Source organism: Ramlibacter sp. (genome assembly GCF_050250995.1).
Classification (GTDB): domain Bacteria; phylum Pseudomonadota; class Gammaproteobacteria; order Burkholderiales; family Burkholderiaceae_C; genus Ramlibacter.
In genome coordinates this window covers 1-11,883 of record NZ_JBFWNP010000086.1, presented here as the reverse complement: position 1 = coordinate 11,883, position 11,883 = coordinate 1, and the positions used below count along the sequence as shown (strand labels likewise).

The 11,883-nt window shown below is 71.2% G+C and carries 16 protein-coding genes; 12 read left to right on the top strand and 4 right to left on the bottom strand.

Annotated elements, in window-relative coordinates; translation table 11 throughout:
• From AB7E83_RS27535 to AB7E83_RS27485, 11 genes are all read left to right on the top strand, one after another.
• Positions 1 to 798 (top strand): FliH/SctL family protein (locus AB7E83_RS27535; RefSeq protein ID WP_428574624.1); only part of this gene is annotated, 798 nt, incomplete at its 5' end.
• Positions 795 to 2,228, top strand: a complete 1,434-nt coding sequence (locus AB7E83_RS27530) for a FliI/YscN family ATPase (protein ID WP_428574622.1) — start codon at positions 795 to 797, stop codon at positions 2,226 to 2,228. The genes AB7E83_RS27535 and AB7E83_RS27530, both read left to right, overlap by 4 nt.
• A complete protein-coding gene (locus AB7E83_RS27525; RefSeq protein ID WP_428574620.1) occupies positions 2,225 to 2,686 on the top strand; it encodes a hypothetical protein in 462 nt (153 codons plus the stop codon). The genes AB7E83_RS27530 and AB7E83_RS27525 overlap by 4 nt, the downstream gene beginning before the upstream one ends.
• Complete coding sequence (locus tag AB7E83_RS27520; RefSeq protein ID WP_428574617.1) at positions 2,683 to 3,675, top strand: hypothetical protein; 993 nt, start codon at positions 2,683 to 2,685, stop codon at positions 3,673 to 3,675. Before AB7E83_RS27525 ends, AB7E83_RS27520 begins: the two co-directional genes overlap by 4 nt.
• Positions 3,672 to 4,070, top strand: coding sequence for a flagellar hook assembly protein FlgD (locus tag AB7E83_RS27515; protein WP_428574615.1), 399 nt, complete (start codon positions 3,672 to 3,674; stop codon positions 4,068 to 4,070). The genes AB7E83_RS27520 and AB7E83_RS27515 overlap by 4 nt, the downstream gene beginning before the upstream one ends.
• A 31-nt stretch (positions 4,071 to 4,101) precedes the next feature.
• On the top strand, positions 4,102 to 5,256 hold the full coding sequence (locus AB7E83_RS27510; RefSeq protein ID WP_428574613.1) for a flagellar hook-basal body complex protein: 1,155 nt from the start codon (positions 4,102 to 4,104) through the stop codon (positions 5,254 to 5,256).
• 3 nt (positions 5,257 to 5,259) lie between these two features.
• Complete coding sequence (locus AB7E83_RS27505; RefSeq protein ID WP_428574611.1) at positions 5,260 to 6,108, top strand: FliM/FliN family flagellar motor C-terminal domain-containing protein; 849 nt, start codon at positions 5,260 to 5,262, stop codon at positions 6,106 to 6,108.
• 64 nt (positions 6,109 to 6,172) lie between these two features.
• On the top strand, positions 6,173 to 6,544 hold the full coding sequence (locus tag AB7E83_RS27500) for a FliM/FliN family flagellar motor switch protein (RefSeq protein ID WP_428574609.1): 372 nt from the start codon (positions 6,173 to 6,175) through the stop codon (positions 6,542 to 6,544).
• Position 6,545: 1 nt separating this feature from the next.
• Positions 6,546 to 6,890, top strand: a complete 345-nt coding sequence (locus tag AB7E83_RS27495; RefSeq protein WP_428574607.1) for a hypothetical protein — start codon at positions 6,546 to 6,548, stop codon at positions 6,888 to 6,890.
• The gene (fliP, locus tag AB7E83_RS27490; protein WP_428574605.1) at positions 6,887 to 7,663 is read left to right on the top strand and encodes a flagellar type III secretion system pore protein FliP; all 777 of its coding nucleotides are present in this window, start codon (positions 6,887 to 6,889) and stop codon (positions 7,661 to 7,663) included. The genes AB7E83_RS27495 and fliP overlap by 4 nt, the downstream gene beginning before the upstream one ends.
• A gap of 1 nt (position 7,664) precedes the next feature.
• Complete coding sequence (locus tag AB7E83_RS27485) at positions 7,665 to 8,429, top strand: sigma-70 family RNA polymerase sigma factor (protein WP_428574603.1); 765 nt, start codon at positions 7,665 to 7,667, stop codon at positions 8,427 to 8,429.
• On the opposite strand, the gene AB7E83_RS27480 is transcribed toward AB7E83_RS27485, so the two are convergent.
• The 4 genes from AB7E83_RS27480 to lplT form a co-directional block, all read right to left on the bottom strand.
• The gene (locus tag AB7E83_RS27480; protein ID WP_428574601.1) at positions 8,426 to 8,821 is read right to left on the bottom strand and encodes a hypothetical protein; all 396 of its coding nucleotides are present in this window, start codon (positions 8,819 to 8,821) and stop codon (positions 8,426 to 8,428) included. The genes AB7E83_RS27485 and AB7E83_RS27480 overlap by 4 nt on opposite strands.
• A 95-nt stretch (positions 8,822 to 8,916) precedes the next feature.
• Positions 8,917 to 9,255, bottom strand: coding sequence for a toxin-antitoxin system YwqK family antitoxin (locus AB7E83_RS27475; RefSeq protein ID WP_428574599.1), 339 nt, complete (start codon positions 9,253 to 9,255; stop codon positions 8,917 to 8,919).
• A gap of 140 nt (positions 9,256 to 9,395) precedes the next feature.
• Complete coding sequence (locus AB7E83_RS27470) at positions 9,396 to 10,301, bottom strand: DMT family transporter (protein ID WP_428574597.1); 906 nt, start codon at positions 10,299 to 10,301, stop codon at positions 9,396 to 9,398.
• A complete protein-coding gene (gene lplT / locus AB7E83_RS27465) occupies positions 10,294 to 11,577 on the bottom strand; it encodes a lysophospholipid transporter LplT (RefSeq protein ID WP_428574595.1) in 1,284 nt (427 codons plus the stop codon). The genes AB7E83_RS27470 and lplT overlap by 8 nt, the downstream gene beginning before the upstream one ends.
• Positions 11,578 to 11,680: 103 nt before the next feature.
• On the opposite strand from lplT, the gene AB7E83_RS27460 reads away from it, so the two are divergent.
• A partial coding sequence (locus AB7E83_RS27460) for an alanine racemase (RefSeq protein WP_428574593.1) occupies positions 11,681 to 11,883 on the top strand: 203 nt, incomplete at its 3' end.

Here is an 11,883-nt window from a genome sequence, read left to right as displayed (position 1 = left end):
GCAGCGGTGGCGCGCACCGAGAGGCTTCGCCCGTTGACATCGCGCGCCACGGTCCTGCGCGGAATGACGATCGATTCGACGCCCCGCGCGCTGGAGCGGCCGGGCCGAGGCGCCGCGGCGCCGAGTCGGACTGCCGATGCGCCGCCATCGACCAACGCGCGTGCCGTCGCCGATGCCGAAGGGGCGCGAGCGCGCGAGCGCATCCTCGACATCGAGCGCCAGGAGGGCCGTGCCCAGGGCTATGCGGAAGGGCACGAGGCGGGCATGAAAGACGGGAAACGGCAGGGTGCCGAGGAAGCGCTTCGCGTCGTGGCGGACGAGGCCGCCCGGCGGGACGAGGCGCGACGGTTGGAAGAAGCGGAGCGACAGGACCAACTGCAGCGGCTCTCGGACCTGATCGACACGTTCGCCGCCCGGTTCGAAGCGCATCTTGTCGCCGCCGAGGACGATCTTCTCGGTTTGTGCTTCGAGTCGCTCGCCCGCGTCCTCGGCGAGGACGCGTTGCGCGCGGACGTGCTGACGGCGCTGGTTCGTCAGTCGATCCGCGATGGCGCCGTGGCCGAGGGTGTCTGCATCCACGTGCATCCTGAGGATCTCGCGCGCGTCCAGGCCGATCCGGTGATCGCCGCCAGGCTGGCGTCGCGCCGATCGGTGCGCTGGGTCGCCGACGAGCAGGTGAGCGCCGGCGGCTGCGCGGTCGTGTCAGCGCAGGGGAGCGTGGACGCGCGGCTCGAGACGCAGCTCGCGCGGCTTGCCGCGCTCTTCCTGCGCTCGCGCGACGCGGGGGCCGCGGCATGACGGCGCTGCGACGAGCGCGCGACGCGATGTGCGCCGCGCCGCTCACCCGCCGTACCGGCCGCGTGTGCAAGGTGCAGGGCCTCGCCATCGAAGCACAAGGTCCGCGGGCTCGCGTCGGCGAGTTGTGCGCGGTGCTCCTGGAAGCGGGACCGTCCGCAGGCGCCGAAGCGCGCGCGCCGTTGTCGGACGAAACGCGCCTGAGGTCGCTCCATGCATCCGGCGCTTCCGACCGCGACGCCATCCTGGCCGAAGTCGTCGCGGTCCACCCCGGCCACATCACGCTGATGCCCTACGAGCGGCTCGACGGCATGGCCGTGGGCTGCACGGTCGTCGCGCTCGGCGACGACTCGCGCATCGGCGTGGGCGACGCACTGCTCGGCCGGGTCATCGATGGGTTCGGCCGCCCGCTCGACGGACGCCCCGCTCCGCGCCCGACGGCGACGCGGGCGATCCGTGCCGCGCCGCGCAATCCGATGCATCGCGAGCGCGTCGACCGGGTGTTCGAGACCGGTGTTCGCGCCATCGACGCGCTGCTCACGCTCGGCGAGGGACAACGCGTCGGCATCTTCGCCGGCAGCGGCGTCGGCAAGAGCACGTTGCTCGGCATGATCGCGCGGCATGCGAAGGCCGACGTGAACGTGATCGCCCTCATCGGCGAGCGCGGCCGCGAGGTGCGCGACTTCATCGACCGCCAGCTCGACGACGCCGGGCGGGCCCGGTCGGTCGTGGTCGTGGCGACGGCAGACCAGCCGGCGCTTGCGCGGCTGCGCGCGGCGCACGCGGCGCTGGCGATTGCCGAGCATTTCCGCGACGAGGGACGGCAGGTCGTGCTCACGATGGACTCGATCACCCGCTTCGCGATGGCCAGGCGCGAGGTGGGCTTGTCGGCCGGCGAGCCGCCGACTGCGCGCGGCTATACGCCGTCGGTGTTCGCGGAGCTGCCCGAGTTGTGCGAGCGCTGCGGGCGGACCTCCGGCGGCGGCTCGATCACGGCGCTCCTCACGGTGCTGGTCGAGGGCGACGATCTCAACGAACCCGTGTCCGACGCTTTGCGCGCGATCCTCGACGGTCATATCGTGCTCGCGCGCGCCATCGCGCAGCAGGGCCAGTACCCGGCCATCGACGTCCTGAAGAGCGCGAGCCGGCTGATGCCCGATCTCGCGACCGCGGGCGACAAGGAACTCGCGCGGGCCGCCGTGCGCCGGCTCGCGCTGCTCGAGCGCAACCACGCGATGGTGGAACTCGGCGCCTACGAGGCCGGGAGCAATCCCGAGCTCGACGAAGCGCTCGCGATCCGGCCGCAACTGATGGCGTGGTTGCGGCAGGCCGAGGGTGGCGTGCCGCGCGGCGACGCCCTGGCGACGCTCGCCGCGATCGTGCGGCCGCTGCCCACGATCGCTGTCCCGGCGAAATCCGGAGCATCGCGATGACGAACGACCTGCGCAACTTCCGCTATGCCTTCGAGCCCCTGCTGCATCGCGAGCAGTGGGCGCTCGAGGCGCTCGGTGCGCGCATCGGCGCGAAGCAGCGCGAGATCGACCTCGAAGACGAGGCGCTGCGGATTCGTCGAGCCGACTTCGCCGGACAGGCCGCGCGGCTGGACGCGGGAACGATCGATCCGGTCGTGCGCCTGCGCACGGTGCGCTGGCTCGGCCGCGAGCAGGCCGAGATCGACCGGCGGCAGCGGCGCCGCGAGGCGCTCGATGCGCAGCAGAATGCGTTGCGCGCCGAGCAGGCCCGCGTCGCCGGGCGCGTCGAAGTCCTGAAGCGCCACCGCGACGAAGCGATGGCCGAACATCGGTGCGGCACGCTGCGGCTGGCCGCTGCCGCGGCCGACGATGACTGGCTTGGGCGCGCTCGCCGCGCGCGTTCGGCGGAGGCCGCATGATCCCGCACGCAAGCGCTTTCGGCGCAGCGGACGTTCCCGCGAAGGCGGGGCTGCAGCTTGCCTCGACATCGGTTGCGAGCCCGCCGCAAGCGGGCGCAGCCGCCTTCGCGCCGCAGGCGCATCGACAGCACGACGCATGGCGTGGCGCGATGGAGCAGGCACAACTTGCGCAATGGTTTCCGCAGGGGCACGACCGGCCCGCGAGTGCGCCTGCGCTCGCCGTGCGCCCGGCGCCGGGGCCGCCGCTCTTCGTGCACGCGTTTGCGGCGGCGCAGGAGCAGGCGCCCGCGGGAGGCGAGATGCCGGAGCCGACGCGCCCGTCATCCCATGCCACCGAACGCAGTGGAGATTTTCGGGCAACGCGGCATGGCACCATCGATTCCGATTCCGGCCCCGCTTCGAGCGACCCGCAGACGTCCGCCGTCCACGGCTCGCCCGGCGCGGCGCAGAGCGACGCCCAACCCACGTCGCGCTGCGAACCGGTGCCCGTCGGCGCGTCGCTGTCCGGGGTCGCACGCGCCCCTTCGCACGCACGGACCGGCGAGCCATCGGTCACCGGCCTCCGCGCGCCACCCGCCGCCGTGGCGCGCAGCTTCGACATCGTCGTGGCGCTCTCGACACTTGCCGCGGTCTCGCCGACCGGGCCGGGCGCGCATCCGGCCGTTGCGCAGAATCACCAGGCACAGTCGCCGACCGGCCTCGATCCGGACGTGCCGACCTCCGGCGACCGCGCATCGACCCCCCTGGCGGCCGCCGCGCGCGCGGGCGCGCCCGACGCGTCGCCGCGCGACGCAGTCCGCATTCACGTCGACCTCGCGCCCGAAGGCGCGCGCGCCTGGCTCGGGCTCGATGCGGCGCATCTCCCGCTGCTGCCGGTCCTCGTGCGCCACCTCTCGCAGCAACTCGGCGCCGCCGGCCTGCGCCTCGCCACCCTGACCTGCAACGGTCGACCCGTTCCCCGCACCTCGTTTCCAGGAGACGCATCGTGAGCCTCAGCGCCATCGGCGACGCCACATCCACGACGGCCGCCGGCCGCCTCTCGCTCGAAGACTTCCTGAAGGTGCTGCTCACGCAGCTCACGCACCAGGATCCCCTGAAGCCCATGGACAACCAGGAGTTCATGGCGCAGATCGCGCAGTTCACCGCGCTCGAACAGACGAACCAGCTCAACACGAACCTGCAGGCGCTGCTGAACAACCAGTCGTCGCTCCAGTCGGTGGGGCTGATCGGCCGGACGGTCGACGTGAGGACCGAAAGCGGCCCGCTCACCGGCACCGTCTCGACGCTGTCGCTCGCCGGCGCGCAGCCGCGGATCACGCTCGCGCTTCCCGGCGGCGGCAACCTCGCCGACGTCGGCCTCTCCCAGATCACGGCCGTGCGCTGAGCGCCGCGCGGCCACCGGAAAAGAAGACACCATGATCGATTCGATGATCCTTGCCGAGGGCGGACTGCGCGCGTTCGAGCAGGGGCTGCAGACCATCGCGCACAACACGGCGAACATGAACACGCCCGGCTTCAAGGGCGCGAACGCGCAGTTCGGCCAGCTGGTCGATGGCGACGGGCAGGGCGGCGCACGCGGAGGCGGCGTGCAGATGCAGGGCACGCGCATCGACTTCGCGCAGGGCCAGTTCAAGTCCACCGGCAACGACCTCGACCTCGCCCTCGACGGCGACGGCCTCTTCACCCTGCGAGGCGACGATGGCCGCCTGCGCTACACGCGCGCGGGCGACTTCCGATTCGATACCGAAGGCGTGCTGAAAAGCACGTCGGGCAAGCAGGTGTTGGGCATCGGGTCCGACGGCGCGCCCGGCGCCATCTCCATCGCCGCCGCGCGCACGAGCGCCGCCAGGGCCACGTCGCAGATCGTGCTCAGCGGCAACCTGTCGTCCGAGGCGGCGACGCATACCGTCGGCGGCCTGGAAGTCCACGATGCGGCAGGGACCGTGCATATGCTCTCCGCTCGCTTCGACGCGGTCACGGACGGCGCCAACCAGTGGACGGTCACCCTGCTGGATGGCACGACGACGGTCGGCACGGGCACGTTGGCCTTCGTCGATGGCCGCCCCGACGCGGCGCAGTCGAACCTCGCCTTCAAGTACACGCCGGCCGGGCAGTCGCCCGTCGCGTTCGCGCTCGACTTCTCCGCCGACGTGACGTCCACGGGTGGGGGCGATACCTCGACGCTCGCCATGGCATCGCAGGACGGATGGGGGCCGGGCAGCCTCGTGAAGGCGACGTTCGATGCGGCCGGCGTGCTCGTGACGACCTATTCGAACGGCCAGACCGTGCGCGGTGCGCGCCTGGCGCTTGCACACTTCACGTCCCCCGATGCGGTCGAGGCGGCCGGCGACAACGAATTCGCGGCCGTCGATGCGCGCGGATGGGTGAGCGGCAGCGCGGGCGAGGGCGGCTTCGGCAGCGTGCGCGCCGGCAGCATCGAGGGCTCGAACGTCGACCTCTCGCAGCAGTTCAGCCAGCTGGTGGTCATGCAGCGCGGCTACCAGGCAAGCTCGCAGATCTTCGCGACCGCCGGCGAGATGCTCGACGCGCTGTTCGCGATGAAGAAGTAGCCGATGGCGCCGCAAGCGACGCAAACGCGCCCGCTGCTGGCCTGGTCGGCCGCGCATCTCGCGCAGTTTCGCGCGGCCGCCGAGACGGCCGTGCGCTGCTGGGCCGACGACTGGGGCGCGGGCGGCAACGCGCCGGGCCGCGCGCTGCGCGGCGAGAGCGCCGACGGCGATCCGCGCTGGGCAACGCTGTCCTGGCAGGGCCTGGGACGCGGCGGGGACGCCGGCGGATGGGACGGGCCGATCTGGTGGACGGGCGACCGCCTGCGCGCCGAGGTCGCGCTTGCGCTCTTCGAAGGCGATACGACGCACGACGGGATCGCCACGCGCGCATCGGCGGTCGCCTGCACGGATCTGCTGGACCGGCTGGTCGCGGGCTGGGTCGACTTGGCGGCCGAATCCGCCGCGTCGACGATTCACGCCCGGTCGACGCCGCCCCCCGAACTCTTCCTGCCCTGGAGCGGCGCGGTCGTGCTGGCCTGCGCGCCGGACTTCTGGCTGCTCGTCGGTCCCGCGGTCGTCGAGGCCTTTCTTCGCCGTCGCGGTCTGCGGCCGTCGAACAGGACTTCGTCGACGGCCGCATTGCCGTCTCGCCCCCCGGCCGGCAGGCCGGTCGTGCCGCTGCTGGAGGCAGCCGCGCCGCTCGCCGTCGCCGTGCGCGTCGAATTCGAACCGGTGACGCTCAGCGTGGGCGAGCTGATGGCGCTGCGTCCGGGCGACGTGATCGCGTTGCCGCACCGCATCGACCAGCCGCTGCTCGGCAAGTCCGAGGCCGGCGACCGCGTCTGCGAAGCCTTCCTCGGCCGCAGCGGCGATCGGCGCGCCATCGAACTGCTGCGCGCCGCAGAAGGATGACGTCCGTCGTCCGACCTTGCACACGAATCCCGCCAACGAATCCCGCATCCGCATCGAGGACTCCATGAAATCTTCCCAAGCCGCCGAAGCGCAGGCATCCGCGACGCGCGCCGCCACCGCGCAGATCGTCAGCCTCGCCGAACTGCGTTCCGACGCGAACAACGAGGCCGCCACGCCGGCCGCGCCGCGACTCGGCGAAGGCCATGCGCTGCACGCGGTCAAGGCCACGGTCTCCGTCTGTGTGGGTACGGCCGTGCTCTCCATCGGCGAGTTGCTCGCGACGCGCGCGGGCGAGGTGCTGCGGCTCGATGCGTCGCTGCACGAGCCGGTGGACCTGCTGGTCGAGGGGCGGGTCGTGGCGCGCGGACAGCTCGTCGCCGTCGACGACTGCTTCGCGATTCGCATCACGCAGGCGCCCGACGGGCTCGGGGCCTGAGGTGGAGAACCTGCCCCTGCAACGCGACGCCACCCCGGGCCTGCCCGTCGCGGTGCAGGTCCTGCTCGCCCTGCTGGTCGTGCTCGCGCTCGTGCTTGCGCTGGTGCTGCAACGTCGCCGCGGCGGCGGCTTCTCGCTGCGAGGCTTTGGCGGACTCGCGCATCCCCATGCCGCGGGCAGCGCGCCGTGCGCGCTTCACGCCCTGCGCCTCACGCCATCGGCCAGCCTGCACCTCGTGCGCTGGGGCGACGAGGAACTGCTGATCGCCTGCGGTGCGTCGCACGTCGAACTGCTTGCACGCCGGCCGGTCGCCGCTGCCGCGGCCCCGTCCGAAGCTTCCGAATGAACGCGGCCCGATACCTCCTCGTGGCGCTGGTCCTCGTGTTCTTCCCGCCGCTCCATGCCGCCGCGCCGGGTGCGGCGGCGGCCACGAGCGCTGCCACGGCGGCACCGGTGGCCGCCGTGGCAGCGAAGAAGCGGACGCCCGCGGGCGAGACCGCGCAGGCGCTGCGGATCGTGCTGGGCCTCACGCTGCTTGCCGTGCTGCCGGCACTGCTCATGTGCCTCACGGCGTTCCTGCGCACGATCATCGTGCTGTCGATGCTGCGGCATGCGATCGGCATGCCCGAGACGCCGCCCAACATGGTGCTGATCGGCCTCGCGCTGTTCATGACGCTCTTCACCATGTCGCCCGTGCTGACGAAGGTGAACGAAGAGGCGTTCGAGCCGTTCATGGCCGGGCGGCAGTCGATGGAGGAGGCGTGGCGCAGGGGCGCGGCGCCGGTGCGCGAGTTCATGGTCCGGCAGACCCGCGAACAGGATCTGGCGCTCATGGTCGAACTCTCCAAGGCGCCCGCGCCGAAGGCGATCGAGGACGTGAGCAACGTGCAGCTGGTGCCGGCGTTCATGCTGTCGGAGCTCCGGGCCGCTTTCCAGATCGGCTTCGTGATCTTCCTTCCCTTCCTGCTGATCGACCTGCTCGTCTCCAGCATCCTCATGGCGCTCGGCATGATGATGATGCCGCCGGCCACGGTGTCGCTGCCGCTGAAGGTACTGATGTTCGTGCTTGTCGACGGCTGGAGCCTCGTGCTCAAGGCGCTCGTGGGCTCCTTCCATTGACATGGACGGCGGCCTCTTCGGTCCCGCCGCGCCGTCGGCGACGCTGGATGCGGAATCCGAAACCGCGCTTTGGCGGCGCTGGCACGACGCGCGCGACGCCGACGCCCGGGAGGCGCTCGTCGGGCAGTACCTGGGCTATGCGCGCGCGCTGGCTGCGCGCTCGTTTGCGCGGCGGCCGAATCCCGAGTTCGAATTCGGCGACTACTTTCACTTCGCCGCGATCGGCATGTTCGAGGCCTTCGAGCGCTTCGACCCCGAGCGCAGCGCGCGCTTTCGCACGTATGCCACGCCGCGCATCCTGGGCGCCATGCTCGACGGCCTGGAGAAACTCAGCGAGCGGCAGCAGCAGATCTGCCTGTGGCGCCGCCACGTGCAGGACCGGCTCGCGTCTCAACGCGAGTCGCAGTCCGCGGGCGGCTCGGACGCGCAGTTGCTGCGCCGGCTGGGCGACATCGGCATCGGCATGGCGATCGGCTTCCTGCTCGAAGGCACGGGCATGGTCCTCGGCGCCGAGACGACGCTGCCCGACGACGCGTACTCGCAGGCCGAGGCCCGGCAGATGCGCGAGCGGCTCTGGCGTGTCGTCGATCGGCTGACGCCGCGCGAGGCCCAGGTGATCCGGCGGCACTACCTGCAGCACCAGCCGTTCGAGGAGATCGCAAGGGAGCTGGGTCTCACGCGCGGCCGGATTTCGCAGCTGCACCGTCAGGCCATCGAACGCCTGCGCCAGGCGCTGGCTGGGGTCAGGCTCGAGCTGAGCTGCTAACCGGACGTTCCGCCTCGCGCCGTCTTCAGCAGCACCTGACCGGCCTCTTCGATTTCGCGCGCGGTTTCGGGGTCCGCCCGCATGCCGTCGCGCACCCGGTCGACGAGCGCCGCGAATCCGGGACCGTGCGCCATCGCGGCCCCGAACTCGGCCGCCAGCACGGCGCCGAGGTAAGCGCGGAATGCCTGTTGCGGGGTCTGTGTGCAGGTGGCGTCGAGCGCGGCGATGGCGCGCAGCGCGGTGGCGAGGGGGTCGGTCTGGCCGCGCTTCGCATGAGTTCGGGTCGATCCGACAGCCGCTTTCGCGGCGACCGCGGGTCCTGCGCGGCGCAGCGCCACGGTCTCGCGCTGCAACTGCGCCAGCAACTGCCGGGTGGAATCGATGGACGTCATGACACTGCCAAGTCTGCCACCGCCACCGCATGTCGAGGTGAGGGCTGGACCCGATACATTTTCGCGCGCGCGTTCGGGGCATCGCGCGTCGGCCGCTACCGTTTGCGCGGCTGGCCCACTCTTTGCACCGTGTTTTCGCCCGGCGTTCCGTCCGGCTTCCAGTACCGCCACGCCCCCGACGGCTTGCCCTCGACATAGTGCCCTTCGGCAGCAAGCTGGCCGGTGTTGTAGTACTCGCGCCATAGGCCATGCTCGCGGCCGTTTTCGTAGCTGCCTTCGGAGAGGAGCTGGCCCCGGCGGTCGTACTCGCGGAAGTCGCCGCTGCGGATCCAGCGCGTGCCGTCGGCGGCCATCACGCGGCCGTATCGGAACCGCACTTCGCCCGTGTGATAGAAGGTTTCGGCGACGTCGGGATCGGCCATCGTGGTCGTCATTCCTGCGGGTCTCCATGCGGCGGACTGTGGGACGGCCGCCGGTTCGCGGCAGCCGCGCGCCAGTCTGCCACCGGCCGCGTCATGCGCAACGAGACTTTCGTACAGCAGGGAGGCGATGCGGCTGCGCCGCGATGCGTCGGCTACGGGTGCGCAGCGGGACGCGGGGCGTCCCGCACCGGCCACGCCGACCATGCCGCCGCTGCCACGATCAGCGCCGCGCCGGCAAGCACGCGGCCGGTCAGTTCGGCCGCCCCCAGCGCGACGGACGAGAAACTGGCGAACAGCACTTCGGACAGCATCACGAGCGCCGTCGTGTGCGCGGCGAGGCGTGCTGCGCCGTACTGCAGCGCCATGTTCGACACGAGGAAACCCGCGGCCAGCGCCAGCGCGATGACCCCGGCCCGTCCGTCCGGCGCCGGCAGCGCGGACACGAAGCCCGCGCCCGTGCCGACGGCCGCCATGGCCGAGGCCAGCACCGCGCCGCCGCCGAACATGGCCAGCATCCGCGCGCCCGCATCGACCTCGTTGAGCTTGCGAAGCATGATGTTCGTCAGCGCGAAGCTGGCGCCGCCCAGCAGGCCGAGCCAGTCGGCCAGGCCGCTCGGCCACGGCCAGCCGGCGCCGCCGGTGTCGAGCACGATGCCGACGCCCGCCAGCGCCAGCGCGAGGCGCGCGAGCGCCGCGGCGTTCGGCCGTTCGCCCAGCAGCGGCCAGGCGAGCAGCACGCTCCACGCGGGCATCAGGTAGAACAGGAGCACCACGCGCACCACGTCGCCGATCGTCACCCCCCAGTTGAATCCGACGTTCGTCACGCCGGAGGCGAGTGCCAGCAGCCACAGGCCGGGCGCGGCCGCGAAGTGCCGCCAGGCGCCCGGACGGAACGCCGCGATGCACAGGAACGAGACCACGAAGGTGAACGCGGTCGACCACAGCGGATGCACGCCGTGCTGCTGCAGTTCGCGAAACGGCCACCAGGAAATGCCCCACAGGAAGGCGTTGGCGAGCAGCGCCAGCACCGGCGCGCCCGCCGTGCCGCGCTCAGCCATGCGAGTTGTCGTGCCTCGCGACGGACAGCAGGTGGTCGACCTCGTCCTTGTGCCGCACGCAGTTGCTCGCGTGCCAGCGCTGGATGAGGTACATGACGCCGGCCACGACGATGCCGAAGGCCGTGATCGCGCCGAACGCGCTCATGCCCAGTCCGGCGGACAGGCTGTAGAACGCGCCGAGGCCGAGAATGCAGGCCTGCTCGTTGAAGTTCTGCACGGCAATGGAGCGGCCCGCGCCCATGAGGTTGTGGCCGCGGTGCTGCAGCAGCGCGTTCATCGGCACGACCAGGTAGCCGCCGAGCGCGCCCAGCAGCACGAGGAAGGGCGCGGCCACCCACACGTTGTTGATGAAATTCATCGCGATCACCAGCACGCCCATGGCGATGCCGAGTGGCATGACCGTCGTCGCCTTGTCCAGCTTCATGCGCATGGAGGCAACGATCGCGCCCACTGCGGTGCCCACGGCCACCACGCCGGAGAGCGCCGACGCCTGCGTCGTGCTGTAGCCGAGCGCCGCGGCGCTCCAGGCGAGGATGATGTAGCGCAGGTTGCCGCTCACGCCCCAGAAGAGGGTCGTGGTCGCGAGCGAGATCTGGCCCAGCTTGTCACGCCACAGGCGCGAGTTGCAGCTCCAGAAGTCGGGCACGAGCTCGAGCAGGTTGCGCGGCATCGCGCGCATCTCGACGCCGGTGTGCGGGATGCGCGTGTTGAACCACGCCGCGATCGCGTAGATGAAGATCAGCACGAAGATAGCGGCCTCCGGCGCGGTGTCGATCCCGGTGTCCAACACGGGGAAATCGAGCGCAAGAAGCTTGGCCGCGACGGCGTTGCCCACGAGCTGGCCGCCCAGCAGGATGCCCAGGATGATCGAGGCGATGGTGAGGCCCTCGATCCAGCCGTTGGCCTTCACGAGCTGCGAGGGCGGCAAAAGCTCGGTGAGAATGCCGTACTTGGCCGGCGAGTAGGCCGCGGCGCCCAGCCCCACGATGGCATAGGCCGCGAGCGGATGCAGTCCGAAGAGCATCGCCAGGCAACCCACGACCTTGATCGCGTTGCTGACGAACATCACCTTGCCTTTCGGCTGCGAGTCCGCGAAGGCTCCCACGAAGGGCGCGAGCACCACGTAGAACAGCGCGAACATCGGCACGAGCGCGGCGCGCTGCCATTCGGCGGCGCCCGACGACTTGAGCAGCTCGACGGCCGCGACGAACAACGCATTGTCTGCCAGCGACGAGAAGAACTGCGCCGACATGATGGTGTAAAAGCCGCGCTTCATCGGTGTTGGGCGTGCGGCATCAGGCGTGCTGATGCATCGGTAATTCTTCTGTCTCCAAGCGACACGGGGTTATATCACGCGGGGTAATGACAGAATCTCAGGTATGCCCCGGCCCATTCTCGCCACGATTCATGGCAGTGCGCTGCGCCACAACCTCGCGCGCATCCGCCGGGCCGTGCCCGACGCCCGCGTGTGGGCCGTCGTCAAGGCCAATGCCTACGGCCACGGCATCGAGCGCGTCTTCGATTCGCTGCGCGGCTCGGACGGCTTCGCGCTGCTCGACCTCGATGAGGCGGAGATCGGAAG